This is a genomic window from Streptomyces sp. NPDC040589 (genome assembly GCF_055594445.1).
The window spans coordinates 448473-475113 of record NZ_JBVIWP010000004.1; the positions used below are offsets into that span (position 1 = coordinate 448473).

21 protein-coding genes and 1 pseudogene are annotated in these 26641 nt (G+C 71.5%); 11 read left to right on the top strand and 11 right to left on the bottom strand.

Annotated features, from left to right (window positions below):
• Nucleotides 1–78 precede the first annotated feature (78 nt).
• The 3 genes from ACZ58V_RS19900 to ACZ58V_RS19910 form a co-directional block, all read right to left on the bottom strand.
• The gene (locus ACZ58V_RS19900) at nt 79–2892 is read right to left on the bottom strand and encodes a beta-L-arabinofuranosidase domain-containing protein (protein ID WP_468189054.1); all 2814 of its coding nucleotides are present in this window, start codon (nt 2890–2892) and stop codon (nt 79–81) included.
• Nucleotides 2893–3051: 159 nt separating this feature from the next.
• Nucleotides 3052–3747: an HAD family hydrolase gene (locus ACZ58V_RS19905; RefSeq protein WP_468189056.1), complete on the bottom strand. Its 696-nt coding sequence runs from the start codon at nt 3745–3747 to the stop codon at nt 3052–3054.
• Between the two features lie 45 nt (nt 3748–3792).
• On the bottom strand, nt 3793–4269 hold the full coding sequence (locus ACZ58V_RS19910) for an Lrp/AsnC family transcriptional regulator (protein WP_328336874.1): 477 nt from the start codon (nt 4267–4269) through the stop codon (nt 3793–3795).
• Nucleotides 4270–4464: 195 nt separating this feature from the next.
• Between ACZ58V_RS19910 and ACZ58V_RS19915 the strand changes: the two are divergent.
• The 3 genes and pseudogenes from ACZ58V_RS19915 to ACZ58V_RS19925 form a co-directional block, all read left to right on the top strand.
• Nucleotides 4465–4736, top strand: a pseudogene (locus ACZ58V_RS19915) (FUSC family protein); the annotation flags it as partial.
• 242 nt (nt 4737–4978) lie between these two features.
• A complete protein-coding gene (locus ACZ58V_RS19920; RefSeq protein ID WP_468189058.1) occupies nt 4979–5209 on the top strand; it encodes a hypothetical protein in 231 nt (76 codons plus the stop codon).
• Nucleotides 5173–6042, top strand: a complete 870-nt coding sequence (locus ACZ58V_RS19925) for an inositol monophosphatase family protein (protein WP_471291138.1) — start codon at nt 5173–5175, stop codon at nt 6040–6042. Before ACZ58V_RS19920 ends, ACZ58V_RS19925 begins: the two co-directional genes overlap by 37 nt.
• Here the strand turns inward: ACZ58V_RS19925 and ACZ58V_RS19930 are convergent.
• Complete coding sequence (locus tag ACZ58V_RS19930; protein ID WP_471291140.1) at nt 5957–7354, bottom strand: pyridoxal phosphate-dependent decarboxylase family protein; 1398 nt, start codon at nt 7352–7354, stop codon at nt 5957–5959. The two genes, ACZ58V_RS19925 and ACZ58V_RS19930, sit on opposite strands and share 86 nt — an antisense overlap.
• Nucleotides 7355–7437: 83 nt before the next feature.
• Between ACZ58V_RS19930 and ACZ58V_RS19935 the strand changes: the two genes are divergently transcribed.
• From ACZ58V_RS19935 to ACZ58V_RS19945, 3 genes are all read left to right on the top strand, one after another.
• Entirely contained in the window at nt 7438–8802 is a 1365-nt protein-coding gene (locus tag ACZ58V_RS19935; RefSeq protein ID WP_471291142.1) for an aminotransferase-like domain-containing protein, read from the top strand.
• A 1087-nt stretch (nt 8803–9889) separates the two neighbouring features.
• A complete protein-coding gene (locus ACZ58V_RS19940; protein WP_471291730.1) occupies nt 9890–11389 on the top strand; it encodes an FUSC family protein in 1500 nt (499 codons plus the stop codon).
• Between the two features lie 195 nt (nt 11390–11584).
• Nucleotides 11585–12613, top strand: a complete 1029-nt coding sequence (locus ACZ58V_RS19945) for a lactonase family protein (protein ID WP_471291144.1) — start codon at nt 11585–11587, stop codon at nt 12611–12613.
• A 149-nt stretch (nt 12614–12762) separates the two neighbouring features.
• On the opposite strand, the gene ACZ58V_RS19950 is transcribed toward ACZ58V_RS19945, so the two are convergent.
• Nucleotides 12763–13686, bottom strand: a complete 924-nt coding sequence (locus ACZ58V_RS19950) for a sirohydrochlorin chelatase (protein WP_468189070.1) — start codon at nt 13684–13686, stop codon at nt 12763–12765.
• Nucleotides 13687–13811: 125 nt separating this feature from the next.
• A complete protein-coding gene (locus ACZ58V_RS19955; RefSeq protein WP_468189073.1) occupies nt 13812–14813 on the bottom strand; it encodes an N-acetylglucosamine kinase in 1002 nt (333 codons plus the stop codon).
• A 108-nt stretch (nt 14814–14921) separates the two neighbouring features.
• On the opposite strand from ACZ58V_RS19955, the gene ACZ58V_RS19960 reads away from it, so the two are divergent.
• Complete coding sequence (locus tag ACZ58V_RS19960) at nt 14922–15599, top strand: uracil-DNA glycosylase (protein ID WP_468189075.1); 678 nt, start codon at nt 14922–14924, stop codon at nt 15597–15599.
• A gap of 63 nt (nt 15600–15662) precedes the next feature.
• A complete protein-coding gene (locus ACZ58V_RS19965) occupies nt 15663–15968 on the top strand; it encodes a hypothetical protein (RefSeq protein WP_471291147.1) in 306 nt (101 codons plus the stop codon).
• A 208-nt stretch (nt 15969–16176) separates the two neighbouring features.
• On the opposite strand, the gene ACZ58V_RS19970 is transcribed toward ACZ58V_RS19965, so the two are convergent.
• Nucleotides 16177–17619: an MFS transporter gene (locus ACZ58V_RS19970; protein ID WP_471291149.1), complete on the bottom strand. Its 1443-nt coding sequence runs from the start codon at nt 17617–17619 to the stop codon at nt 16177–16179.
• Nucleotides 17616–18782 carry an FAD-dependent monooxygenase gene (locus tag ACZ58V_RS19975; protein ID WP_468189081.1) on the bottom strand — a complete coding sequence of 389 codons (1167 nt, stop codon included), beginning with the start codon at nt 18780–18782 and terminating at the stop codon, nt 17616–17618. Before ACZ58V_RS19975 ends, ACZ58V_RS19970 begins: the two co-directional genes overlap by 4 nt.
• 156 nt (nt 18783–18938) lie before the next feature.
• Here ACZ58V_RS19975 and ACZ58V_RS19980 point away from each other — a divergent pair, with 156 nt between their 5' ends.
• The gene (locus ACZ58V_RS19980) at nt 18939–19544 is read left to right on the top strand and encodes a TetR/AcrR family transcriptional regulator (RefSeq protein ID WP_471291151.1); all 606 of its coding nucleotides are present in this window, start codon (nt 18939–18941) and stop codon (nt 19542–19544) included.
• A 310-nt stretch (nt 19545–19854) separates the two neighbouring features.
• On the opposite strand, the gene ACZ58V_RS19985 is transcribed toward ACZ58V_RS19980, so the two are convergent.
• The gene (locus tag ACZ58V_RS19985) at nt 19855–21012 is read right to left on the bottom strand and encodes a WD40/YVTN/BNR-like repeat-containing protein (protein ID WP_468189085.1); all 1158 of its coding nucleotides are present in this window, start codon (nt 21010–21012) and stop codon (nt 19855–19857) included.
• 213 nt (nt 21013–21225) lie between these two features.
• Between ACZ58V_RS19985 and ACZ58V_RS19990 the strand changes: the two genes are divergently transcribed.
• Nucleotides 21226–21810 carry an Rv1733c family protein gene (locus tag ACZ58V_RS19990; RefSeq protein WP_468189087.1) on the top strand — a complete coding sequence of 195 codons (585 nt, stop codon included), beginning with the start codon at nt 21226–21228 and terminating at the stop codon, nt 21808–21810.
• 29 nt (nt 21811–21839) lie between these two features.
• Here the strand turns inward: ACZ58V_RS19990 and ACZ58V_RS19995 are convergent, their stop codons facing one another.
• Together ACZ58V_RS19995 and ACZ58V_RS20000 are read right to left on the bottom strand one after the other, a co-directional pair.
• Nucleotides 21840–23867: a HEAT repeat domain-containing protein gene (locus ACZ58V_RS19995; protein WP_471291153.1), complete on the bottom strand. Its 2028-nt coding sequence runs from the start codon at nt 23865–23867 to the stop codon at nt 21840–21842.
• Nucleotides 23868–23983: 116 nt separating this feature from the next.
• Nucleotides 23984–25660, bottom strand: a complete 1677-nt coding sequence (locus ACZ58V_RS20000) for an acyl-CoA dehydrogenase family protein (RefSeq protein WP_471291155.1) — start codon at nt 25658–25660, stop codon at nt 23984–23986.
• 75 nt (nt 25661–25735) lie between these two features.
• On the opposite strand from ACZ58V_RS20000, the gene ACZ58V_RS20005 reads away from it, so the two are divergent.
• Nucleotides 25736–26494, top strand: coding sequence for a PaaX family transcriptional regulator C-terminal domain-containing protein (locus ACZ58V_RS20005; RefSeq protein WP_468189096.1), 759 nt, complete (start codon nt 25736–25738; stop codon nt 26492–26494).
• The last annotated feature ends 147 nt before the right edge of the window (nt 26495–26641 follow it).

A 26641-nucleotide genomic window follows, 5' to 3' on the forward strand; every position in this document is an offset into this window, starting at 1 on the left:
CAAAAAAGTTCCGGATGTGACGGGGCCCGGTGCCGGAACCGCACAGCACCGGGCCCACCCGAACGCCGCTCCGTCCGCTCAGGGTTCGTAGGAGGCCGCTCCCGCCGTGCTCACCACCTTGTCCCCGTCGGCCCTGCTCAGCAGTCCGGCCGTCACCCACGCGTCCACCGTGGACCGCACCCGTGCCACCAGGGCCCCCTTGTTCCGGAAGGGCGCCCCGGCCCAGACCTCGTCCAGCAGCGTGGTGCCGTCGGCCTTCGCCGGGTTGGCGACGCCCGAGTCCCGGCCGCCGAAGACGGCCTTCGGCTCCTGGCGGCGGAAGTAGGCGTGCGTCGGATCCTCCGTCCCCTCGGAGAACGGCGCCCACTCGGTCCCGTCCAGCGTGAAGTGGAGCGGCTTGCCCGGCACCGGCGTGAGGGAGGCGGTCAGGTCGCCGGACAGTCCGGCGTCGCGGTACAGCCCGGCCTTCAGGAACTCCGTCGCGGAGGAGCGGGCGACCAGGTTGACCGGGCCGTGGAAAAGGGTCTGCAGGGACGGGTCGTCGAGGGCCTTCTCCACCCGCGTCCGGAACGGCAGGGTGACCCGGACGGTGTCGCCGGCCCGCCAGGTCCGGGACACGGCGAAATAGCTCCCCGGCGCCGGAGTGCCCGGCACCGCCCTCCCGTTGACGGTCACCCGGAACCCGGCGGTCGCCCAGGACGGCACGCGCAGCCGCAGCGTGAAGGCGGCGCGGGCACCGCCGAAGGTGAGGGTGCTGCCCTGCTCCCTGGGATAGCCGGTGGTCTGCGTGACCGTCACGCCCTTCTCGGCCCAGGTCAGCGTGGACGGGCTGTACAGGTTGACGTACAGGGCGCTGCCGTCGGACTTCGCGAAGTACACCGAGTCCTGGTACTTCGTGGCGCTCTCCATGCCGGTGCCTTCGCAGCAGGTCGTGCCCTGCTTGGGTGTGTAGTCCCGGACATGACCGGGCGTCAGCCCGATGAAGTACGTGACGAGCGGCTTCTCCGCGTCCGGCTTGTCCTGCTTGGAACCGAGCACCTGGTTGTACAGGGCCCGCTCGTAGTAGTCCATGTACTTCGGGTCCTGCGCGTGGAAGAACAGGGTCCGGCTCAGCTTGAGCATGTTGTACGCGCAGCAGGTCTCGGCGGTGGTCGCGCTCAGGGTGCCCCCGATCACGTCCCGGGCCTTCCAGAACTCCGCGGTGCTGGTGCCGCCGATGCCGTACATCCGGTGCGGGACGACCATGTCCCAGAAGTTCTTCGCCGAGGTGAGGTAGCGCTCCTCGCCCGTCTCGTCGTACAGCCGCACGTACCCGGTGAAGATCGGGATGTGCTGGTTGGCGTGCAGGCCGTCGAGGATGTCGGTGTTCGCGGCGCACGCGTCGATCAGCCGGTCCAGGTCGAACAGCTTGGCCAGCGCGAGGTGTTCGGCCTTGCCGGTGATCGTGTGCAGATCGCAGATCGCCTCGACGATGCCGCCGAACTCCCCGCTGGAGAAGATTCCCCACATCCGCTGAAGCGTGGCCTCAGGCAGCTTGGACAGCCGGGAGTACATCCAGTCGCACATGCCGGACGCGAGGTCCAGGGCCCGGTCGTCGTCCGTGGCGGTGTACGCGTCGAGCAGCCCCTTGAGGATCTTGTGCGCGGTGTAGTACGGCGCCCACACCTTCGTGTAGTCGGGAGAGGTCCTCGACTCCAGGTCGATGAACTGCGTCTCCGGGTACGCCGCGAGGAACCCGGGGTGGCTGGGCCCGCCCCAGGTGCGGCGCAGGGTGGCGGTCAGTCCGCGTCCGGAGGCGTCCGCGAAGGTCCCGCCGGCCGTCTCGTCGAAGGCGTACGACGCCAGGTCGCCCCGGCCCGTCGAGGCGTCGGCGGCCCGGCGGCCCTGCAACTCGGTGATCTCGGCGGCCGTCAGCGCCCGCGAGAAGACGTTGAACTCCTCGAAGGTGCCCGCGAAGACGGGGTCGGCGGAGTAGTTCGAGCGGCCGAGCCAGTTGTTCTTCAGCGTGCCGAGAGCCGCCGGGGTGAGGCTCATCGCGGCGTTCCGGGCGACGGCGGTGCCGTTGACGTAGAGGGTGCCGGTGCCGCCCGCGATCGTCACCGCCAGATGGCTCCACTGGTTCAGCGGCAGCGGGGCCGGGCCGTCGAGAGCCTGCTCGCCGCCCGCTCCTGACGTGGTGACGGCGAAGCGCGGCACTCCGGTCTGGTTGCGGGCGGCCAGGTACAGGTATCGCGTGGTGTCGTTGCCGAAGTCGAAGACACGGGTCCAGTTGGCGTCGTGCGTGGGCCGCACCCAGACGGAGAGAGTGACGGCCGAGGTCCCGCCGAGCGCGGCGGCCGGCAGATCCACGTACTGGTAGGAGCCCCGTACCTGGTCGGCGGCCGTCCCGAACTTCCCGGCGACGCTCAGCACCGCCGGCTCGCGACGCAGCGCCGTGCGCACCTCGGTCAGCGCCCCGACCATGGTGCCGATCCGGTCGGCGAACACCTGCTCCTTCGTGCTCCGGTACGCCTGCGCCAGCATGGTCAGGAAGTGGCCGGTGTAGTGCCCGCGCAGATTGCCGTTGGCCTCGCCGTCCAGGCCCTCCCAGCCGCCGGGGGCGACCGCGCCGCCCGTGGCGAGACCGGCGTTGGCGCGGAACACCTGGAGCAGCCGGTTCACGTCGTAGCCGCGGGCGTGGTCCAGCATCAACCGCCGCTTGTCGGCGAAGACACCCCGGCCGAGGCTCACGTCCTCCAGCCCGAAGGGCCGTACGGTCCAGGCGGCCGGGATGTCGGCGGCGGTCGCGGGGGCGGCGACGGCCCGGCCTGTCGCCGCCTCGGAGAGCGCGGGTACGGCGGCGGCGAGGGTCGCTGCCTGGAGAAGGGATCGTCTGGAGAGGGGCCGTGCCATGTGTGCTCCTCCACGGGGCCAACGGGTCCACGGACTCGACGCATTCGATATGCCGAACATTGTGCGAGTGATCGACCAGACCCTAGGGAGGGGACGGGGGAGCGTCAACGGGTCGGGTGAGGTGAGTTTCGGGTGAGGTGAGTTTCGGGAGAGGTGAGTTCAGGAAAGACCCGCCGAGCGGACCAGCCAGTCGAACGCCGTCTGCGCCGTGAACTCCTCCTGGCCGCCCCGCAGGAGCAGTCCGGCGGTGGCGAACTCCGGGGCGTCCGCCTGCGCCGGGACGTACGGGATCGCGATGCACCGCATCCCCGCCGCGTGCGCGGCGGCGGCGCCCGGGGCGGCGTCCTCCAGCACCACGCAGTCGGCCGGGTCAGCCCCGAGCCGGCGGGCCGCCTCCAGGAAGACATCGGGAGCGGGCTTGCCGTGCGCGACCTCGTCCGCCGAGACGACGGTCCGCAGTCCGGCGTCCAGGCCCGTGGCGCTCAGGACCGCCTCGATGGCCTCGGGCGAGGACCCCGAGGCCACCGCCATGGGCACATCCTCGGCCGCCAGCAGCTCGACGAACCTGCGCATTTCGGGGTAGGCGCGCGTGGAGCTGCGGGCGAGCTCGAGATAGCGGCGGTTCTTGACGGTGAACAGCTCCTCCACGGAAGCCCGCAGACCGTACCGCTCCCTCCAGTCCGCGACCGTCTCCTGCGTGCTGATGCCCACGTACCGCTCGTGGTCCGCCCAGCTGAAGTCGGGGACGCCGTGCTCGGCGAGGGTCTGCCGGCCCGCCTCGTAGTAGTTGGGCTCGCTGTCCACGAGCGTTCCGTCGAGATCGAAGATGACCGATATGCCGCCGAGATTGCTCATGGTGTCAGCATGTCAAAGACCATGATCCAGGGACCTTGAGGGGGGTCAGGACCGGGCCGCGCGACCGATCGACTCCACCAGCGGCAGCAGCCGGTGGGAGACGCGCTCCCGCAGGGCGATCTCGGTGCGGGTGCGGACGACCCCGGGCAGGCTGATCAGCTTCTGCACGACATCCTCCAGATGCGCGTTGTCCCGCGCCACGACCCGGGTCAGCAGATCCCCGCCGCCCGTGATGGAGAACGCCTCGACGATCTCCGGCACCGCGGCCAGCGCGTCGCCCACCTCGTCGAGATGGCCCTGGGTGACCTCGATGTGCACGAACGCGAGCACCGGATGGCCGAGTGCGGCGGGGGAGAGGTCCGGCGCCGTGCCGGTGATCACACCGTCGCGCTCCAGCCGGTCGAGCCGGGCCTGGAGCGTGCCGCGGGCGACGCCGAGGATACGGGCGTACTCGCGCACGCTCGTGCGCGGCTGCTCCAGCAGCAGCCGCAGGATGCGGGTGTCGAGCTCGTCCACGGGCATGCCGCGCCCTCCTCGTCCGTCGGCTCTGCCGCGGCCGCCCTCCGACCGCTGTGGCTATACCAATGGCTCAGTCTAGAACGAGCCAGTTGAGCCAGCGGCGTCTGGGACGCTCATATGGAGGCGTCGATGGCACCGCGGACCCCGCGACACCTTGTTCATGCTTTCCCATGCCGACATGCGAAGGGGGCGGTAAGCGTGCTGAAGAGGGTGTTCATGGCTCCGGATCCGGGGCGGACGCGGTTGCGGTTCGCCACGCGTGCGCGGTCGCCGTGTGCGGCCTCGCCGGACATTCCCTCACGGGGGCCGTCACCGGTGGTCTCGCCGCACTGCTCGCCCTGTTCACCGTCACCGACGCCACGGTCCGCGGCCAAGCCGTCACCACCGCGCTGCTGCCCACCTGCGCATCAACGTTGGAGCTGCCCGTAACCGCAAGAACCAGGGCAGCCCGTGGAAGCCCGACGACGCGAGTGTGCCGGGGGAGGTCGCCGACTACACACTCGACTGGGCCGCCTCGCATGCCCGGTAGGTCACAGATCCGGGGCGGCGTCCAACGTGGCCCGCCCGCTCGCCTCCGGAAGGGCCCACCGCACCGGGGTCCGCTCACCCCTACCGTCGGCCCGACGACGCTCATCGATGCCGCGGGCCGACGGTTCCTTTCGGATCCACCTTTGACCCGCCCGGTCGGCGTGACGCGTTCGGCTGGGGCACCTTGTCCCGCAGGACCTCGGGTCCGGCGATCGAGGCATCCGAACTTCCGCCGCTCGCCGCTGTGTTGTTCACCCATGGCCACCACGCCGACAACCTCGACACCGACGGGCGCGCCCTGCAGCCCAGGGCCGACGTCATCCTCAGCACACCGTCCGGGGTACGCCGGCGCGGCGGTAACGTGCGGGGGCTCGCCCCGTGGGCGACCTGGCGTCTGGAGTCCCCGGCCGTCTGACCGCCGAGGTCACCACCACCCAGGTGCAGTGCGCGCATCCGGTCCTCAGCCACGTGCAGGACTTCTCCGAGGTCGCGGATCTCGACTGCGGCGTCGGCGAGGTCGTACAACAGGTCGAATCCGTCGTCCTGTTCGGCTTCTTTGGCTTTCTCCCCGGCGGCTTGGGCATGCGACTCGATTCCGTTGAGCCGGTCGGTGAGGCTGAGGAGGGCGTCGCCTCTAGTGCTCTGACCAATCGCATCGACAAGGGGGCTGGGGACTTTGCCACCGCGGCCGATGTGGAGGCCGAGAAGACAATCCTCGGCGTGATCCGTGCCGCACGGCCCGATGACGCGGTGCTCGGCGAGGAAGGCGGGCAGCAGGGCGCCGGCGACGCTGTGCGCAAGTGGTTGGTGGATCCCCTGTGCGGCACGCTGAACTACGCCGTGGGCAACATGCTGGTGGCCGTCAATGTGGCGCTGCGCGATGGGGCGGCAGCGGTGGCCGACCCGTTCAGCGGCGAGGTTTTCTTCACCGATGGGGAGAGCGCCTGGGTGCGGCACGACGGGGACGACGACGCACTACTGACGCCCTCGCCTGCTACCCGGTTGGTGGACGTCAACCTGGATCCGCCGTTCCCGAGTGCGCCCGGATTCCGGGCCGTGGATCTGCTGGCTCACCCTGGATTCGTCGAACGTTTCCGGCCTCGGGTCGTGTCTACGACGCTGGCGCTGGCCTGGGTCGCTGCCGGCAAGCGCGCTGCGTATGTCACCGATGGCGGCGACTGCGAAGCGCGCCTTGCAGCGCGGCGAAGACCCGTCGGGTGTCATTCTCGGTGGTGCGCCAGTTGCTGAACGCGGCCCGCAGTGCGGGCACACCGTCGAGCACGGTTGGGGTGAGGAAGACCTCGTCGGCGAGTCGACCCGCGAGTGCGGTCAGGCGTTCGGTGGTGGGGTCTTCGGCAAGGGTGAAGCAGACGACGTTCAGGCGGACCGGTGCCAGGAGCTGAAGCTCGGGCGTGCTGTCGATGGCGTCGCCCAGGGTGTGTGCACAGGCGATGCAGCGTTCAACGATTTCTCGTTGGCCGTCGCGCCCGTACGCGCGCAGGGTGAACCAGGCCGTGATGGCCCGCAGGCGGTGGGAGTTCTCCGGAGTGAGGTGGGCCGTGTCAGGGGTCTCGCCAAGAGGGCCGAGGTAGGCGGCCGAGTTCTGGAAGACGGCTGTCTGCAGATCACGTCGGCGGGTGAACTGCACCGCGCTGTCGTACGGAACATTCAGCCACTTGTGCAGGTCGACGCAGATCGAGTCGGCCAGATCGAGGCCGTCGACCAGGTGCGAGTAGCCCGGGCACAGGGCCGCGAAGCCGCCGAAGGCGGCGTCCACGTGCAGCCAGAACCCGTAACGCTCACGCAGCGCGCCGATGGCGCGCAGATCATCGAAATCAGCGGTGTTGACGGTACCGGCATTGGCGACGACCACGCATGGCCCATCGGCCTCGTGCTCTTGCAACGCACGCTCAAGCGCGGCCGTATCGACGGCCTCCCGGCGGGGGAGAGTCTCCACCCGGATCAGGGCCGTGCGCCCCAGACCGAGAATCGACAGCCCCTTGGACACGCTCGAATGCGCGGCCCCCGACAGCACCCGTACCGCACCGAGGCCGCCCACGCCGTCCTCGGCAGGTGACACGCCCCTGCGCTCGCCGAGCCATTCCCGGGCTGTGGCAAGGCCGATGGTGTTGGACATGGTGGCACCGCTGACGAACGTTCCGTGATGGTGGTCGGACAGCCCGAACAGGCCGCGTAGCCAGGCGATCGACTCGCGCTCCAGGTGTTGTCCTGCTCCATCCAGTGACGAGAAGGCGTTCTGGTCCCAGGTCGCGGTCATCCAGTCGCCGGCCAACGCCGCCGGCGTCACGCCTCCCGTGACGAACCCGAGGTAGCGGGGCCCCGCACTCGCCGACAGTGTCGGTTCCCAGCGGGCGGCGAACTCGTCCAGCGTCGCCTCCAGACCCACACCCTGCGCGGGCAGCGGTGCGGGGGGCGGGACCGACGCCGAAGGGACGACGTCCCGCTCGTCCACGTCTGCGAGAAGCGCGGCGGCGTGCTGCTGGACGGCCTCCAGCAGCCGCGGCAGCTCATTTCGGTCTTCAGCGAGTTGCGGGTACACGGTGTCTCCGTTCGTCTCGGCTGACCACGACGGTAGGCAGACGCGGGCCCGAGAGCATGGTCCAATCATGGGAAACTGGACCAGTGCGGATCGGAGACGAGCAGCTGGTGCGGGCCTTGGGGCCCTGGCGAATACCCGATGCGCCACTGAGCGCGGCGCTGGCCCAAGCAGTGCGGGAAGCCGTGCTCGACGGCCGCGTACGCACTGGTAGCGAGCTGCCCGCCGAACGCCGCCTCGCCACTGCTCTCGGGGTCAGCCGCGGCACGGTGACGGCCGCGCTGGACCGATTGCGTAACAGCGGATGGGTCCGCACCCGGCACGGCAGCGCCAGCACGGTGCAGCTGCCCCCGGCCGCCGCGGAACGGATCGCCCCCATCTCGGCGACCGGGGAAACCGGCTCCGTCACCGACCTGCGCCGGGCAGTGCCCGCCGCACCACAGGACGCTTACCTGGCAGCGACCCGGCGAGCCCTGGAACGAGCAGCCCCGCTGCTGGCCGAGCACGGCGAACCCGGACCTGGTCTGCCCGAGCTGCGTGCCTTGATCGCCGCACGATACAGCCGTGAGGGTCTGGCCACCCGGCCCGAGCAAATCCTCGTCACCAGCGGGGCACGCGCCGCGCTGACCCTGCTCACCGCACACTTCAAACCCCGCGTGGCCGCCGTCGAGATCCCCACATTCTTCGATGCGCTGCGGGCACTGCGCGGTCCCGGAACGCGGCTGGTTGGCTTGAGGGTCACCACCGACGGGTGGGACCTCAACCAGCTCGAGGCCGCCTTCACCGCTGCCCGAGGCCACCTCGCATACCTGGTGCCCGACTTCCACAACCCCACCGGTGCGCTCATGCCTCAGCACATCCGTCGAGCAGTCGCTGACCTGGCCACCCACAACCAGGTGACCATCGTCGCGGACGAGACCATGCGCGACCTCGACCTGCGCGACCGGCCGGAGCCTGCGCCTCGGATCCGCGGCGCCTTGCTGATCGGTTCAACCAGTAAGACGATATGGGCCGGCCTGCGCATCGGCTGGATCCGAGCGACGACCCCACTCATCAGCCGCCTGCAGAGCAACCCCCTCGCCGGCCCACTGTCCGCACCCCCCATGCAACAGCTCATCGCCGCCGAACTCCTGGGCGACCTGGAAACAGTGCTCCATCGACGGCGCGGCGAACTCCGGCGACAGCGCGACCACCTCAGCAAGTTGCTCGCCGACGACAACCGTTGGCACTTCACCGTTCCCCCCGGCGGACTCGCCCTGTGGCTACACCTCACCGCCACTCCCGCCGACACGATCGTCGAACGAGTCGGCAAGAGCGGAGTCGAACTCGCCCCCGGCCCGCGCTTCGCCGCCGATGCCACCCTCACCCACCACCTGCGCGTTCCCTACACCCCACCCCGCGACGTACTCAACCGCGTCGCCGCGGTCCTCGACATAGCCTGCCGAGACTGAGCGAAACCCTCACCCAGGACGACGTAATTCTCGCCGTCTGACGCTTCGACGGCATTGCCTGCGGCGGAAATCTGGTCCTGTTCGCAACGCCGGGGCTACGAGTCCAACACGTACTTCTCATGTGAGTGTGACGGCCCGTCGTGGCGCCCTGTCTGCTTTTCCTATTCCCATGACTGTCAGGAGGTCATCTTTTCGTGTCTGAACCCGCAGAATGCCCGGCTGATGGAGCAGTCGGCGCAGCAGGCGCAGCAGCTCGACCATCTCGCCTCCACTCATCATCCGGCGCCGGGCAGTCGCCGTTCTCGGCGTTCGGCCTGCCGGGGCTCGGAGGGCGTGGCAGCACGTTCACCCACGCCATGGCCGCGATCCGTGCGCCCGGCGGGCCGCTGTCGGCATGCATGACCTCCCAGGAGCGCCCAGCTCGCCGCCTCCTGCCTCGCCCGCCGCCCTCGGCTCGTGGTGAGAAGTCGAAGGCGAGCGATGCGGAGCCTTCCGGGTCCGGTGGGGCCGACGAGCTGACGGCGTAAGCGGGGGCCAGCAGCGGGCGGCCTTCGGCCTGAGCTTCGAAGACGGAGCTCGAGCAGGCTGGGGTCCAGCACGCCCAGCAGGCCGTACCCACCCATGCGGCCTGGGCGGTCGGTTCACGGGCGCTGGACAGATCGGCTCGCTGTGAGCCGGAATCGGGAAGTCTCCGCAGCCGCCGGGGAGCCGGCCGAGCGAGATGCGGCGCAAGTCCCCGTGAGATCGCAGATGGGCATGCCACGTGGCTGCCAGAGCCCGATGGAGCAGGTCAGGTGCTCGCCATAGCCTGGCTGAAGTCTGACCCATTGGCCTCCCATCGGTCGGCATCGAGACTGATCTGCTGTGCCATTGGCACACTGGAGGGCGCGACTGTTGAGCCAGTGGGTCCCGAGGTGGTTATCTTTGCCCCATCCATGTACTTGCGGCGCCGCGTAGCGCCGGACGGCGACGAGGCCGGGTCCGGACCGCGTTGCCTTCGTCCTGCCTGCTTGTTGTCCGCCACCCGGGACGACCGTGGGCAGGACGCGTACCACCACAAGGGGGGCGGCGCACCGCCGTGAAGAGGATGTTCGTGGCTCCGGACCCGGGGCGCTTGAGGCTGCGCAACGCGACCCGCGCTGTCATCGGTATCGCTGCCGCCGTCGCTGTTTCCGAACTCTGCGGGCTATCGCTCACCGCATCGATCACCGCAGGGCTCACGGCACTGCTCGCCCTCTTCACGGTCACCGATGCGACCGTTCGTGACCAGCGGATCACCACCGCCCTGCTTCCCATCGCCGGATTCCCCGTGCTGGCGCTTGCCACCACACTGCACGGCATCGCCCCGGCCCGTGACGCCGCGTTCCTGGCCGTCGTCTTCTGCGGGGTCTATGCCCGCCGGTGGGGCCCGCGGGGGCACGCACTCGGGATCTTCGCGTTCATGAACTTCTTCATCACGCAGTTCCTGCACGCGGTTCCCGCTCAGCTGCCCGAGCTGTACACCGCTGTGGGCCTGGCCCTCTTCACGGCCGGCGCCACGCGCTTCGTGCTCTGGCCCATCGAGCGTCACACCCCACCCGCGGCAGCCCCGCCGGCCCTGCCCGGCAGCGGGTTGGCGCGGCCCACCACCCGGCAAGCCTTCCAGGCCACTGCTGCCTCGACTCTCGCGCTTCTGGTCGGGCAGCTGCTCTCCGAGGAGCGCTGGTACTGGGCCGTCGGTACTGTCTGGTGGATCTTCGTCAACACGGCTTCTCGCGGCGAAACCCTGGTCCGCGGTTTCCGCCGGGTCTTCGGAACTGTGATCGGTATCGCCGTGGGCCTGCTGGTCGCCATCCCGCTGCATGGCGCGCCCGGGCCGACGGCCGCCCTGGTTGCCGTCTGTGTCTTCGGCATCTTCTACACCGCCGCCGTCTCCTATTCCTGGATGATGCTGGCAGTGACGGTCATGGTCAGCTTGCTGTACGGCCTGCTGGGCGTGCTGGACCCCAGCCTGCTCGGGCTCCGTCTTGCAGAGACCGGTGTGGGCGCGCTGTGTGCCGCGCTGGCCGTGACCCTCGTCCTGCCGGTCACCACGCACGCCACGAACGATGCCTGGATCCAGCGGGCACTGCACTGCGTCCACGCGGCCACCGCCGAGGCGACCGCTCGCCTCGCCGGAGACCCGAAGGGCGACCCTGCCCCGCACGCCGCCGAACTGGAACTGCTGCTCGGCCGGGTGCGGATGGCACTCGCCCCATTGATGCACCCTTTGACTCCCTTCCGTGCTCGGAAAGCACGGGCCCGCCAGGTCATCGAGCTGCTCGACGACTGCGCCCGCGAAGTGCGGGGTCTGGTGTCCGTTGCCGCCGACCCTGTCGCGTCGCACGACGCCCGTCTGGCGGCTGCCTGCTGGCGCGTCGAGGCAGCGGTAAAAGCACTCACTGTCAGTGATCTGGGGCGCAGGGGCGTGGCCTCCGCTAGCGGCGAGATGCCTCATCAGGACGAGACGGAGTCGGCCCTCGTGCATCTGCGTGGCCTGGAGAAGGCTCTGTCGGACCTGGCGATGCCGCTTGGGTCGTCTCCGCGCCCTCCACTTGTCGGTTCCTGAGCGGGAGGAAGAGCGTCGACCTACGGCGCGGCGCTCTCTGCCAGACGGCTCATAGCCGCTCGTTGAGGTCGGCGCCTGAGCGACTGGTCGGCGCCCGAGCGACGAGCCGTCACACCCCCTTGACCTGTTGGTCTAGACCGCGCATGATCGACCGCGCGGTCATTCCGGACGGCTCAGGGACGAAAGGGCACAGTGATGGCGGACGGCAGCAGGCGGCGGGCGTTCATCGGGTCGTTCACGGCCGCAGGCGGCCCCGGTGTCGTGACGGCGGAGGTCGATGCCGACAGCGGCGCGCTGACCTTCCTGAGCGGCGTGAACGTCGTCCCCGACCCGGCCTACCTCGCCCTCTCGTCCGACGGGGAGACGCTGTACGCGGTCAGTGAGACGGCCGCGGGCGCGGTGGCCGCGTACCGGGTGACTGGGGACAAGCCCGAGCCGGCCGGACCGCCTGTCCCGCTCGACGCCGGCGGGCCGACCCACCTCAGCCTGTACGCCGGACACGTCCTGACCGCCAACTACGGCTCGGGCAGTGTCACCGCCGTCCCCGTCCGCCCCGACGGCACGCTCGCGCGGTCCGCCTCCGGCGTGCTCCAGCACATCGGCGGGGGCCCGCACACCCCGCGCCAGCAGGGGCCGCACGCCCATCAGGTGCAGCCCGATCCGAGCGGGCGCTGGGCCGTCAGTGTCGACCTGGGGACCGACTCGGTGCGGGTGTGCACGCTGATCGACGGCACCCCGGCCCTGCACCGGGAGGCCGCCCTGCGGCCCGGCTCGGGGCCGCGCCACCTGGCCTTCCACCCGGACGGCTCGTACGCGTACATCGTCAACGAACTCAGCCCCTCCGTCACCGTCTGTCGCTGGGACGCGGCGGAAGGCGTGCTGACACCGCTGACCGAGACCCCGGTCCTGCCGGGCGCACCGGCGCGCGACGCCTACCCCTCGGGGATCGTCACCTCACCCGACGGCCGTTTCGTATGGACCGCCACCCGCGGCGAGGACGTCCTGTCCGTGTTCGCGGTGGAGGGGGCGGACCTGCACCTGGTCGCCACGGTGCCCTGCGGCGGCCACTGGCCACGCGCCCTGACCGCGTCCGACGGCTTCCTGTATGTAGCCAACGAACGCTCCGGTGATGTGACCTGGTTCGCGGCCGACCCGCGCACGGGCATCCCGAGGCGAGAGGGGGCTATCAGGGTGGCGGCGGCATCATGCGTGGTCATCGGCTGACCCCAGGGGCGCGGGGCTGTGCTGATATGCGGCTCTGCCGCGTGCGCGCGACAAGCCGCAACGCACCTGCCCCCGGCCTGACACCCCACACCTCAACGGCGAAGACCCGCCCCAAACGGAGCGGGGCCTTCTCAGCCATGCAGGGCGCGTCAGCGAACCGGCGTCTGCTGAACCTGCTGCGGCGTAATACCCAACGCCGTCGTGTACTTCGCCAACGCCAGCTTCCCGATCGCCGGGTACGGCCCCAGCGACTCCGCCGCGGAGCATCCCGCCTCCTTGGCCGCCTCCTCGACCAGCCCCGGCTCGATCTCGGGGCCGATCAGATACGGCGCGAGGGCCAGCTGCTGTGAGCCCGAGGAGCGGAGCTGCTCTGCGACGGAGGCGATGGAGCCCTCCTGGTCCAGAGCCGCCGCCATCACCGGTACCGCCAGGCGCGCGGCCAGCAGCATGCCGGTGATCCCGGCCGCCTGCACGGCCTCGTCACCGCCCACGGAGGCCAGGACGATGCCGTCGGCGGCGGTCGCCACGGTGAACAGGCGGGCACGGTCCGCGCGGGCCAGACCGGCCTCGGAGAGCCGCACGTGCAGCGCCTCGGCGAGCAGCGGGTGCGGGCCGAGGACATCGGTCAGCTCCGCGGCGATGTGGCTCTCCATGACGGCCTGGCGGACCCGGCGCAGCAGCGCGCTGTCCGGGCCGGCGAGCAGCGGCACGACGACGGCGACGGGCCCGTCGGGCTCCCTGACGTCCATGCCGGCGGCACGCGCCTGCTCGAAGCGGGCGGTGCGCTCCTCGGCGGCGTGCGCGAGCACGGCCTGGAGCGTGAAGAACTCCGCGTTGTCCCCTTCGAGGTACCCGATGCGGGCGTCGAGGCCGGGCAGCTCGGAGCGGGCGATGCTCACGACCTCTTCGGCGAGGCTGCGCGTGGCGCTACTGGGCGTGCCCGGCACGGCGAGGACGAGCGCGGGCGCGCCCTCGGGAGCCACCAGCGGCTCGGGGCGGCGGTGCCGTCCCGGCTGGCGGGGTCGCGGCATTCGTACTGGCAGGCCGGACTCGGGTCCAGTGGGGGAACTCATGGCGCCGCATGTTACTGGTTTCCTGGGCTCTCCTGTTCGGGGAGGGTGCAGGTGAGCGGTATACGTCCGGTTTTGTCTGATGAGTTACGTACGGATTGAGTTACGTACGGATCATGCGGGTCGGATTATTCACCCGACTGGGTTGTCACGGACAGCATCGTCTCGTCACCCGGCAGTGTGAGGGGACCGGTGCTCAGCTCGGTCGCCAGGCGCACGGAGCCGTGCAACGGATCGCCCTCGGCCGGCACCCGCCGCGCGTGCGGGAGCCGCTGTGCCAGTTCCTCGTCCACCGGCCCGAGGAGCGGCTCGCCCAGTTTGAACAGGCCGCCGGTGACGGCGACACGGGGCTCGCCACCGGAGGGGCACACGGCTGCCGCGGAGTCGGCCATGTGCCGCGCGGCCACGCGCAGGATGTCCGCCGCGACGGGGTCCCCCTCCGCGCAGGCGGCCACCCGGGGTGCGAAGGAGGCGAGGACGGCGGGCCGGTCCGGCCGCGGATACAGCGCGGCGGGCAGTCCGGCCACGGGCCCGAACACCTCCTCGGCGCTCGCCAGCAACCGGGCCGAGCCGCCCTCGCGCCCGTCATGGGCGCGCAGCGCGGCCTCGAGACCGGCCCGCCCGATCCAGGCACCGCCCCCGCAGTCGCCGAGCAGATGCCCCCAGCCGTCCGCGCGACGCCAGCCGGTCAGGTCGGTGCCGATCGCGATCAGACCCGTACCGCCGGCGATCACGGCACCGGGACGTGGCCCGAGGGCGCCCACGTACGCGGTCACGGCGTCGGCGGCCAGCGCGACCCTCCGTACGCCCAGCTCCCGGGTCAGGGCACCCGGCAGTTGGGCGCGCAGCGCGTCACCCAGGGAGGCGAGTCCGGCGGCGCCGACGACGACGGCGGTCAGCCGCACCGGCCCGGCCTCCGCGGTCAACGCGCGCGCCAAGGGCATGAGCAGCGCCATGAAGTGTGCGGGGTCGATGCCCCGGTCGCCCGTGCGGACCGGTTCTGCCGACTCCCGACGGGCCAGCGGCCCGCGCGCGGCGGTTCCCACCACCGCCCGGAGTCCGGACCCCCCGGAGTCCACGGCGAGAAACCCGGATCCCTCCGACGCCCCGGTCACGGTCACTGGACGCAACGGGATCCCCTCCTTCTCGAAAGGAAGAGTAGCCCCGGGGCGGCGTCCACGCGTGAGGACTTCCGCGTTCGTGCGGGGACCGGTTGTGTGCCAGTAGGGTGACGCGCTGTGGCACCACGACCCTTGCATGAACTTGTCGAAGCAGGCTGGGCGAAGGCTCTGGAACCTGTGGCCGAACGTATCGCCGCGATGGGGGACTTCCTGCGGGCCGAGATAGCGGCCGGCCGGACCTACCTCCCGGCCGGGGCGAATGTCCTGCGGGCCTTCCAGCAGCCCTTCGACGACGTCCGCGTCCTCATCGTCGGTCAGGACCCCTATCCCACGCCGGGCATGGCCATCGGGCTCAGCTTCGCGGTGGCGCCCGAGGTGCGTTCGCTGCCGGGCAGTCTGGAGAACATCTTCCGGGAACTGCACACGGACCTGGGGCTGCCCCGGCCGTCCAACGGAGATCTGACGCCGTGGTCTGAGCAGGGGGTGCTGCTGCTCAACAGGGCGCTCACCACCGCCCCGCGCAAGCCCGGCGCCCACCGGGGCCAGGGCTGGGAGGAGGTCACCGAGCAGGCCATCCGGGCCCTGGTGGGGCGCGGCAAGCCGCTGGTGTCGATCCTGTGGGGCCGTGACGCGCGCAATCTGCGGCCGCTGCTGGGAGATCTGCCGGCGATCGAATCCGCCCATCCCTCGCCGATGTCGGCGGACCGCGGTTTCTTCGGATCGCGCCCGTTCAGCCGGGCCAACGACCTGCTGGTGCACCAGGGGAGCGCGCCGGTGGAGTGGCGCCTGCCGTAGCCCGTCCGGGGTGTTGCCGCATGTCACGGCGCACACACAGGACATTCAAGGGCGCCCACATTTGTGTTCACATCGGCCTGTTCCGGGGAGTCCGGGGAACAACAGGCCTCGAAGGGCACGAGCGCCTCGAAGGGCACGAGCGCCGAGTCGCTGCGCGGTGTCGGGTGGTGGCCCCTCCACCGGTCCGGCACCGCGAAGGCCGGTGAGCACGACGCCGTCGTCAGCGGCGACGTGGAGTGGACCGACGACGGTCCCGAGGGCGGCGCCCTGCGGCTGGACGGCAGCGGATACGTGGACGCCGGCTCCCCGGTCGACACCACCGGCGCGGACTACTCGGTCGCCGCACGCGTGCGGCTCACCTCCACGTAGGGCTTCCACACCGCCGTCTCCCAGGACGGCTACGGGATCAGCACCTTCTTCCTCCAGTACTCCGGCCAGGACGAGAACTTCGCGTTCAGCTTCCCCGGTGCCCGTACCGTCGCGGAGAAGGCCGAGCGGCCGCGGGCTCAGCGTTCATGACTCGACGCCAGGGCGGCGGGCGAGGGTCAGGGAGGGTCCGTCACACCCACCCAGGCCGTCATGACGCCGGCGCGGCGGGCCGCTTGCGTGCCAGCATGATCGCGGGCACCGCGGCGAGGGCGAAGAGCACTCCGGCCAACGCGACGTACAGGTACACGCCGGTCGCCGTGCTCACTGCGGCGCTGTCGGCAGAGGTCCCGGGAATGAGGGTCGCTTTGAGTACCTCGCCGCCGGCGATGTTGAAGACGACCGAGCCGAGGGCGAGGACGACCGACACCAGACCGGCGATCGTGCCCTGCCGCTCGGGCGCTTCGATGCTGGTCGCCAGGTTGTAGCCGGAGGCGCCGATCGCACCGGCGGCCATGCCGAGCATGGTGCCGCAGGCGATCGCCAGCGGGAGCACCGATACGCCCGCCAGCATCGCGAAGGTCGCCACCGTCCCTACGGCGATGCCGCCGAGGAGGGGCAGCGCGGGACCGAACCGGCCCGCGATCCATCCGGCGCACGTACCGCCGATCACGATGCCGAGATTGGGCGCGGCGAGCAGCACCGCCACCGCCTCTCCGTCGCCCAGCCCGTAACCGAGCCCCAGGCCGGGGGACACCTGGGCGATGATGCCCGTCAGTTGCAGCATGCTCCGGAAGGAGCCTGCCGCCAGTACCAGGGCCAGCAGCGTCAGCAGGATCGGTCGGGTGAGGGCCCGGATGTCGATGATGGGTTCGTCGACCCGCAGCGCGAGGAACGCCCAGCCGGCCAACCCGGCGGCACCGGCCGCCAGCAGTGCGACCATGCCCCCGGACAGCCAACCGAGGTCGCTGCCCAGGCTGGTGTAGGCGAGCACCGCGGCGAGGCCGCCGCCGAGCAGAAGAGCCCCGGACACGTCGATCCGGCCGGTGCCGCGGATCGGCGACTCAGGGATGAAGGAACGCACACAGAGCGCGGCCGCCGCGGCGAGCAGCGCCGCCACGATGAACACGCTCCGGTAGCCGAACACGTCGATGACCGGCTGCATCAGGAACGGCTCGATGATTCCGACGATCGACGAGCCGGACGTCACGAGCCCGACCAGGGCCATCGCCACCCGCGGGGTGCAGATCTGGCGTGCGAGGGCCACCGTGATGAAGATCGCGGCGAAGGCGGCGCCCTGGAGGAAGCGCCCCACCAGGAAGATCCAGACGTTGGGAGCGGCGAGGCAGACCAGCGCTCCCGTACAGGCGAGGAGCAGCGTGCCGATGAGTATCCGGCGCTTGCCGAGGAGGTCGGAACTCTTCGCGAGCAGCGGCGACCAGATGGCCCCGGCCAGCATCGCGCTCGCGTTCAGCCACGCGGCCTGGTCGGTGTCGAAATGCTCCATTAACTGGGGCAGGACCATCATGGGCGAGCCGATGGCCACGTCGGCCAGGACGTTGGCGAGGGTGAGGACGGCCGCCCAGCGGATGAGCCGCTTGTTCCAGCGTTGCTCCTGGGCGCCGAGGGCGGGCTTTTCCAGTGTGTCGTTCACTCTGCGTTCTCTCCAGCGCGTCGAGGGGTGGTCTGCTGAGGGCCGTCGGGCGTTGTCCGCGTGGGTCGCAGCGCCTCGTTGCGGGCGGCGATGGCGGCCCAAGTGGTCGGCAGCATGCGGTCGCGACCGACGTAGACCCGGTCCTGGGCGAACGTGACGTACGGGCGCTGCCGGGCCTCGTACCGTGCGAACGCGGCGGTGTGGTCATTGCCGCACCGTTCGAGTTCTTCGGCGAGGAAGCGGGCGCCGGTCAGCGCGAGTGAGGTGCCCCGGCCGGACAGGAAGGCCGGGCTGTACCCGGCGTCCCCGACGAGGGCGACGCGGCCGCGGTGCCAGGAGGGCAGGTGGATCTGGCTCGCGGAGGTGAGGAAGAAACCAGGATCGGCGCGGGCCGCGTCCAGCAACTCCGGGATCCGCCACGACCGGTGGCCCGCGAAGGCGTCGATGAGGATCTTCTTCTGGGCGTCCAGGTCGTGATGGTCGTAGTCGATCGCTTCCGAGCGGAACTGGAAGACCGCGACGGCCTTGCCCGCGTACCGGAAGAGGCCTGCCATCCGGCGGGGGACGTTGTAGATCGAGTTGGCGCCCTCGGACCTCGCCTCGCCGGGGTGGTCGGCGAGGGCGAAGTAGACACCGAGGTGCCGGAGGTAGTCCTTCTCGGGCCCGAACGCCAGCCTGCGTACGGCGGAGTGCTGGCCGTCCGCACCGAGCACCAGGTCGTACCGCCCGGTGCGGCCCGATGCGAAACGTACGTCGACGCCGCCGTTCACGCCGTTGTCGGTCAGTGTCTCGATCGAGTCGCCGAAGCGGATCGCCGCGGTGTCCGGGAGCGCCTCGGCGAGGATACGGACGAGGTCCTCGCGGAGGAGTTCGATGTCGTCGTCGGAGTCGCTGATCTCCGCCATGGGGATCCGGGCCACCGGCTCGCCCGCACTGTCGACGAACTGGGTGAGCTCGGACATCCGGACCCGTTGCTTCTGGACCTTCTCGAGTAATCCCATCCTGTCCACGGCCTCGATCGCGTCACCGCGGATGTCGATGGGTGTGCCTGTGAGCCGGAGGTGGTGGGCGTACTCGACCACGGTGACGGCGTGGCCGCGGGTGCCCAGCTCAAGTGCGCAGGCGAGCCCGGCGATACCGGCTCCGGAGACAAGGATGTTCACGTGTGCGCTCCAGGTTTCGCTGAGGTGAGTGCGCGACGGCCTCTTAAAGAAACAAGCTGTCGCTTTTAGCGAGCTTACTTACCACCGGCTTGCACCGCAACGCCGCACCTGACGACAATCGGCACCCGAGCAGAGAAACAGGAGGTGAGCGCGGCGATGGCCGACGGGACCGCTGACCGGTCGCCCGCACGGCGCCCCGGTGGCCGCAACGCGCGGGTGAGAGCGCAGATCCTCGCCGCTACCGTCGAACTCGTGGCGCGCGACGGCATCGCGGGGTTCCGCTACGAGGAGGTCGCCGAGTTCGCCGGCGTGCACAAGACCAGCGTCTACCGCAACTGGCCCGACCGCGAGGAACTGGTGGTCGAAGCCCTGCTCCGCTACGCCGAGGATCTCGCCTCGGTCGCCGACACCGGCGACATCCACCGGGACCTGGCGGACTTCCTGCTGGCCCTCGCCGGTGGCATGGAATCGCCGTTCGGCAGGACGCTCGAACAGGCCCTCCAGCCTGCCCGCCAGAGCGCCACCGTCGAGGCGCTGACCAAGATCCTCGACCAGCGCGTGGCCGCCCTGCAGCGACGGGTGGACACCGCTGTCGAACGGGGCGAACTCCCCCCGGTCGACAGCTCCTTCCTCGGCGAGATGATCTCCGGCCCGGTCCACCTCATCGTCAACCGCGGCATGCGCCCGTTCACCCGCGCGGACGCGGAACGCATCGTCGGCGTGGTGCTCGCGGGCATCCGTGCCACGGCGCCACACGTCTGAGCAATCGCCCCTGGCCGCACCGTCCAGGCCGAAGGGCGAATGCCTGAGCGCCCGTCATATCCGCTGGACCCGTCATATCCGCTGGACCCGTCGGTCGTCCGACGCGCCCGTGCTGCCGGTCCGATGTCCGCGCCCCGCCCGTCATCGCAGACTGACCTGTGGCATGGCGCTCCGAAGCCGGACGGTCGGCTGCTGTGTGTAGTGCCCGGCTTTGGCCCACGCCGGCTCGACCGGCTTCGGGATGACTTCTTCGCCGCCCGACCGGCCCTGCGTCAGCCGAGGTGGGCCCGTGGGCGCCCCTCTCCTTGCCTCACCCGACGATCGCGGCCCGCACGCACAGCACGTCCGGCAGATGTGAGGCGAGCTGTTGCCAGGTGTCGCCGTCGTCCGCGGACGCGAACACCTCGCCGTTGCGGTTGCCGAAGTAGACGCCCGCCGGATCGCCGTCGTCCGTGCACAGCGCGTCGCGCAGCACCGTGCCGTAGTGGTCCTCCCGGGGCAGTCCCGCCGAGAGCGGCTCCCAGCTCTTGCCCGCGTCCGCCGTCCGGTAGACGCGGCACCGGTGGTCGGCCGGGACGCGGTCGGCGTCGGCGTTGATCGGGAACACGTACGCCGTGTCACCTCTGTGCGGGTGCGCGGCCGCCGCGAAACCGAACGTGGACGGCAGGCCCTCGCCGATGTCCGTCCAGTGCGCGCCCGCGTCGTCGCTGCGGTACACACCCCAGTGGTTCTGCAGATACAGCCGGTCCGGGGCCGCCGCGTCCCGCGCGACCTTGTGCACGCACTGGCCGAACTCCGGGTTCGGGTCGGGCAGGAACACCGCCGAGACACCCGAGTTGGAGGGAGCCCAGCTCGCGCCGCCGTCCAGCGTGCGGAACACGCCGGCGGTCGAGACGGCGACCGTCACGGCCTTCGGGTCGCGGGCGTCGGTGAGCACGGTGTGCAGACCCTCACCGCCGCCGCCCGGCACCCACTTCGACCGCGTGGGGTGCTCCCACAGGGGCCGGACCAGCTCGAACGTCTCCCCGCGGTCCTCCGAGCGGTACAGCGCGGCCGGTTCCGTACCCGCGTACACCACGTCCGGCTCGGCGGCGGCCGGGTGCAACTGCCACACTCGCTCCAGGGACGCCCCCGTGTCCTTGGGGAACTTGACGGCGGGGTGCGCCGGTTCGGTCCAGGTGCGGCCGAGATCGTCGGAGTGGAACACGGACGGGCCCCAGTGCGCGCTGTCGCCGCCTACCAGCAGCCGAGGGTTCGCGCCCCGGGTGTCGACGGCGACCGAGTACACGGCCTGCGCGTTGAAGTAGGGGCTCTCGTCGAACTCCCAGGCGCCACCACCCCGCCGGCGCCCGATGAACAGGCCTTTGCGCGTGCCCACGGCCAGCAGTACCTCGGCCATGCCGATCACCTCCGCGGCGTCGCCTTTGACGCCCTCGTCTCTGACACCGGCCAGTCTGCACCCCACCACTGACAGTCACCTCCGGAACCGGCTCCGGTGCAGGTCAGGCGGGTGTCGGGGGCCGCCGAGGGGTTCGGCGGACCACGATCCGGAGGGCCCCCGCGGGGACCCGGGCGACGTGGGGGCCGTCACGTCGGAGTACGTGCAGTGAGCATCCAGGGGCCGTCTTCCGTATGCAGAGGGCGGCGGGATGGTCATGCGCTCATGAGGAGGATGCCTTCGATGGCGTTACGAGGTCCGAAGGTGTGGCTGTGGCGCTGGCGGCGCAATCCGCTCAAGCGCCGCGCCGACAGGGTGGAGGCCTGGGTCGTGCTGGGCGTGTGGACGCTCACCGCGTTCGTCGGGATGCTGGCCGGCACGACGGTGAGCCGGTCTGTCGAGGACGGGCTGGCCCGGGAACGCGTGGAGTGGCGGCCCCTCGTGGCCCGGCTCGACGAGCGGGCTCCCGGGCGGGCCTCCGAGAGCGGCGGCGTGTCCCGTACCGAGCAGGTGTGGGCGAAGGCGACGTGGACCGCGCTGGACGGCTCCGCGCACTCCGGACAGCTCCGGGTCCCGGCGGGCAGCGCCGCCGGGACACCGGTCACGGTGTGGACGGACCCCGAAGGCCGTCAGGTGACCCGCCCCGTCACCGAGTCCCAGGCCCATGTACGGGCCTTCCTGATCGGCGGCGTGGCGGGTATCGGCGCCGCGGCCCTGCCGCTCGTCGGCGGCCGTGCCCTGCGCCGCCGGCTGGAACGCCTCCGCATGGACCAGTGGGACGCCGAGTGGTCCCGCTTCGGGCCGATGTGGGGACGTACGACGGGGTGAGGCCCTCGGAGGGCGCTGACGGAGCTCACCTACCCGTGTCCCACCCCGGTCAGCGCCTCCCGGCACGCCCGCAGCAACCCCTCGTCCTCGTGGATGTCGCTGCTGCCGTGGCCGCGGGCGTCGGCCCGGTGCCGCCGCGGGGACGCGAGTTCCGCTCGGAGCAGGTCGTGCAGGGGTGCTCCCGCGGGCCCCAGGGCCGCCACGCACCCGGCGACCGTCGTGCGGGTGCGCGGGTCCTCCGCCCACGCGGAGCGGAGGTCGGGAAGGAGCTGTTCCGGCTCCCCGGCGATCCGCCACACCGCGCACGCGGCCGTGGCCCGCTCCCGTACGGCCCCGGAACCGGCCATCCGCCGCAGACCGGGCAGGGCCGGACGGGCCGCCGGTCCCAGTCGTGCGAGTGCGTCCGCGGCGGCCGTGCGGCGCCGCCGGTCGCTACCGCTGTCCGTCAACTCCCGGAGCAGCACGGGCACCACGGCATCCGCCCCGCCCGTGATCGACCACAGCGCTTCCGCTGCCGCGACGGCGTGGTCCGTCTCCAGCAGTCCGCGCAGATCCGGTATCGCCTCGTACGCGGCGCCGCCGAACCCGCCGAGGGCACGCACCGCCGCCCTCGTGACGGCGTCGCGCAGCCGCAGCCCGTCCGGCATGCCGCGCAGGAGACGTACCACCGCCGGTATGGACTCGGCGTCGCCCAGTGCCGTGAGCGCCGACAGCAGGGGAGCGGCCCGCTCGTATATGTCAGGGCCGTCGAGCGGAACGCGGGCGAGCCGGCGCCGCAGAGCGGGAGCGAGCGGCAGGGCCGCCGGCCCCAGGTGGGGTATCGCGTAGCCCAGGTCGTCCGGCACGACCGGACCGGCCAGCACCTCGGACAGCACCGGCGTGGCCCGAGGATCCCCCGTCCCGGCCAGCGCCTTGAGCGGACCGCCCAGCGTCGGCGCACCCCGCTCCCCGTGCCGTACGCGAAACTCGGGACGGTAGGTCACCAGCGCGTGGAGGTGGTCCGCCGCCGGAGCGGCCAGCTCGAAGAGCTCCACCAGGACGGCGACCGCCGCATCATGCAACCGGCCCTCATCGGCGCCCAGTTGGGCACCGATGAGGCCGACCGGTTCCGCGCCGCTCGTACGCCACTCGCGGAACAGCCCGGCCGACATCCACACGGCGTTGCACCGGTCGAGGGGATCCGGACTGGTCAACTGCCCGCACAGCAGGGCGACCCGGTCGGTGACCCGACTGCCGAGCGCGGAGTGCAGCGTCCGCATCAGCTGGGAACCCTCCTCGTCCGAGGGGCGCAGGCGCCGCAGCCGGTCGGCGAGCGTGTCCGTGCCGGGACGGTCGCTCGTGCGGCCGGTGCGGGTGTGCTCACCGGATCTGTCCCTGAGCAGCCGGACGACGGCCGGTACGAGATTGGCGGGAAGTAGCTCCGGCGCGCATCCCGCCAGCTGTCCGAGCGCGGCGAGCCGCAGCCCGGGCCCGTACGGTGGCCCGCTCAACTCCGCCAGCAGGTCCACCGCCTCGGAGGCGTGCCCCTGGTGCCGCTCGACGAACAGGCCCAGGCTCACGGCCAGGGCGAGCAGAACCCGGTCGTCCCGCTCCACGGTGATCCGCTCCCGCAACAGGGCGAGCACACGGTCCGGTGGGCCGAGGAACCGCACGAGCGCGCCCGGAGCCGCCCGGCGAACCCCGGCGTCCGCGTCCCCCGCGAGCCGGACGAAGACATCGGCACCCGCGTGCAGGGCGGCAACGGCTCTCGCGGCGATTTCCTCCGAAGCGCCCCCGTGACCTGCGATGTCGCCGATACTGACGAGGAGTTCCACGACTCCCGCCCGGTCCCGCACCTCCTCGCGGACGGCGAGCGCGAGGAGAAACGGAACACAGGCGAGGGTCGCGTCGTACACGCCTCCCTGGTGGTGCACGGCGCCGTACATCCCGTCGAGCGCGCTCTCCCGCTCGGCCGGGTCGGCGGAGGCCAGTCCCCGCAACAGTCCGGGCACGTCCTCCGCGCTGCCGTACGCATGCCGCAGCGAGGCCCAGTCGACCTCGTCGATCCCCCTGAACACGTTGTCCTCCCCAGGCGAAGTACCAACTGACGGGGAGTCTGCACCACGGCACTGACAACGAAGCGGAATCGGGAGATGACTGTGCGCGAACTGTGCGCCGGTTGGCCGACGACGGTTCAGTTCCCGTCGGGCAACGCCCGCTCCAGGATCGCGTCGAGGCCCGCAGCCTCCGGCAGCGTCCCGAACGCCTGCCCCCAGTCGCCCCCGAGCCGGGTCGCGCAGAACGCGTCGGCGACCGCCGGCGGGGCGTGCCGGACCAGGAGGGAGGCCTGGAGCGTCAGGGCCATCTGCTCCACGAGCCGGCGGGCCGTCGTCTGCGACGCCTCGGACAGCCCGTTCTTGAGCCGAGCCACGGCGGCGTCCAGCCGGGCGTCCGCGCCCCGGGCGAGGTCCAGCTCGCCGAACAGCGCCTCGGCGGTGCCCGGTTCGCGGCTCAGCGCCCGCAGCACGTCGAGGGCGTTGACGTTCCCCGAACCCTCCCAGATCGACAGCAGGGGAGCCTCGCGGTAGTGCCGGGGCATGCCCGAGTCCTCGACGTAGCCGTTGCCGCCGAGGCACTCCAGGGCCTCCGCGGTGAAGGCCGGGCCCCGCTTGGTCACCCAGTACTTGCCGACGGCGGTGGCGATCCGGCGGAACGCGGCCTCCGCCCCGTTCGCGTCGTCTCCGCGGATCGCCCGGTCGGCCGCCCCGGCCAGCCGCAGGGTGAGCGTCGTGGCGGCCTCGGACTCCAGCGCCAGATCGGCCAGCACATTGCGCATCAGCGGCTGATCCAACAGCCGGGCACCGAACGCGCTGCGGTGCCGCGCGTGGTGCCCCGCCTCGACGAGGGACCTGCGCATCAGCGCGGCCGACATCATCACGCAGTCAAGCCGCGTGCAGTTGACCATCTCGATGATGGTCTTCACGCCGTGGCCCTCCGGCCCGACCAGCCAGGCCACGGTCCCGTCGAACTCGGGCTCGGAGGAGGCGTTCGAGCGGTTGCCCAGCTTGTCCTTGAGCCGCTGGATGCGGAAGGTGTTACGGGTGCCGTCGGGCAGCACACGCGGCAGCAGGAAGCAGGACAGGCCGCCCGGGGCCTGCGCCAGCACCAGGAACACGTCGCACATCGGCGCCGAGGTGAACCACTTGTGCCCGCGCAGGGTGTACACCCCGGGCTCGGCCGTGGGTGTGGCCGTCGTCGTGTTCGTCCGGACGTCGGAGCCGCCCTGCTTCTCGGTCATCCCCATGCCCGCCAGCAGGCCCCGCTTCTCCGTGGGCACCCGGAGTCCGGGCTCGTACTCCCGGCTCGTCAGCAGCGGCTCGTAGACCTTCGCCAGCTCGGGCTGCCTGCGCAGCGCGGGGACCGCCGCGTAGGTCATCGACGTCGGACAGCCGTGACCGGCCTCGGTGTGCCCCCAGACCAGTCCGCCGGCGGACCGGGCGACGTGCGCGCCGGGCCTGTCCTCCGCCCAGGGTGAGGCGGCCAGTCCCTCGGTGATCGCGGTGCGCATCAGATGGTGCCAGCTCGGGTGGAACTCGACCTCGTCCACCCGGTTGCCGTACCGGTCGTGCGTGCGCAGCTCCGGCTCGTGACGGTTGGCCAGATCGGCCCACTCCTGCGCCTGGGCGCTGCCGGCCTGCCTGCCGAGCCGGCGCAGTTCCTCCTCGGCCCACCCGGCGCCCTCCCGCCGCAGCCCTTCCAGCAGGGCCGTGTCGTCGGAGGCGTCGTAGGGGGTGAGGAGAGGGGCCTGGTTGGTGACGTCGTGCGTGGCGGGTCCGCCGTACGCGTGCTGTTCGTCGAGTGTCGAGACCATACATCGAATGTTGCACTCTTTCTGCGGCCGCAGCAATATCGCAACACGGAAGGCCGCCGCGTACAGTACGTGACCATGCCGATGAACGTCCCGGCGCGGCCCGGCGCGCTCGAGTTGCGTCCCCTGTCCGCGCGGTCGGTCGTCCTGAGCCTGTTGCTCGGGACGCATCCACCGGAAGCGCCGGTCAGGGAGCTCGTGCGGCTCGTGGAGGGCTTCGACGTCGGCGGCTCGACGCTGCGGGCGGCGCTCAGCCGGATGGTGGCCGCCGGTGACCTGCGGCGCACGGACACCGGCTACCGCCTCAGCGACCGGCTGCTGGAACGCCAGCGCCGTCAGGACGACGCCGTGCACCCGCGTACGCGCGCCTGGGACGGCGACTGGGAGATGGTCGTGATCACCGCGACGGGGCGCGGCGCCGCCGAGCGCGCCGAGCTGCGGGCCCGGCTGTCCGCCCTCCGTCTCGCCGAACTCCGCGAGGGGGTCTGGCTCCGGCCCGCCAACCTGGACCGTGCCCTCCCCGGCGAACTGGACCAGGTGTCCCAGCGCTACACGGCCCGCCCCGACCGGCCCCCGCGCGACCTGGCCGCGTCCCTGTGGCCGCTGGACACCTGGCCCGCCACGGCCCGGGCGCTGCTCGCCCACATCGCCGACGCGCACCGCCCGGCTGATCGCCTGGCCGCCTTCGCCGCCGTCGTACGCCACCTGCTGGCCGATCCGGTCCTGCCGCCCGGGCTCCTGCCCGCCGACTGGCCCGGCGCCGAGCTGCGCGTGGCCTACACCGACTACCAGCAGGAGCTGACCGGGGAGGTCCGCGCGCGCGTGCGGGGCGCATGACGCGGACGGCCGTGGGGGGGGGGGGGGGGGGGGGGGGGGGGAGAGGGGGGGACCGGCGGGGGGGGGGGGGGGGGGGGGGGGGGGGGAAAAAGCAAACCACCCCACCCACGGACACCTCAAAGCCCACCGAGGGGGGGGGGGGAGAGG

Coding starts and splice junctions, on each gene's coding strand:
- ACZ58V_RS19900 (WP_468189054.1), bottom strand. CDS start 2,892: ATGGCACGGCCCCTCTCCAGACGATCCCTTCTCCAGGCAGCGACCCTC.
- ACZ58V_RS19905 (WP_468189056.1), bottom strand. CDS start 3,747: ATGAGCAATCTCGGCGGCATATCGGTCATCTTCGATCTCGACGGAACG.
- ACZ58V_RS19910 (WP_328336874.1), bottom strand. CDS start 4,269: ATGCCCGTGGACGAGCTCGACACCCGCATCCTGCGGCTGCTGCTGGAG.
- ACZ58V_RS19940 (WP_471291730.1), top strand. CDS start 9,890: ATGTTCGTGGCTCCGGACCCGGGGCGCTTGAGGCTGCGCAACGCGACC.
- ACZ58V_RS19945 (WP_471291144.1), top strand. CDS start 11,585: ATGGCGGACGGCAGCAGGCGGCGGGCGTTCATCGGGTCGTTCACGGCC.
- ACZ58V_RS19950 (WP_468189070.1), bottom strand. CDS start 13,686: ATGAGTTCCCCCACTGGACCCGAGTCCGGCCTGCCAGTACGAATGCCG.
- ACZ58V_RS19980 (WP_471291151.1), top strand. CDS start 18,939: ATGGCCGACGGGACCGCTGACCGGTCGCCCGCACGGCGCCCCGGTGGC.
- ACZ58V_RS19990 (WP_468189087.1), top strand. CDS start 21,226: ATGGCGTTACGAGGTCCGAAGGTGTGGCTGTGGCGCTGGCGGCGCAAT.
- ACZ58V_RS20000 (WP_471291155.1), bottom strand. CDS start 25,660: ATGGTCTCGACACTCGACGAACAGCACGCGTACGGCGGACCCGCCACG.
- ACZ58V_RS20005 (WP_468189096.1), top strand. CDS start 25,736: ATGCCGATGAACGTCCCGGCGCGGCCCGGCGCGCTCGAGTTGCGTCCC.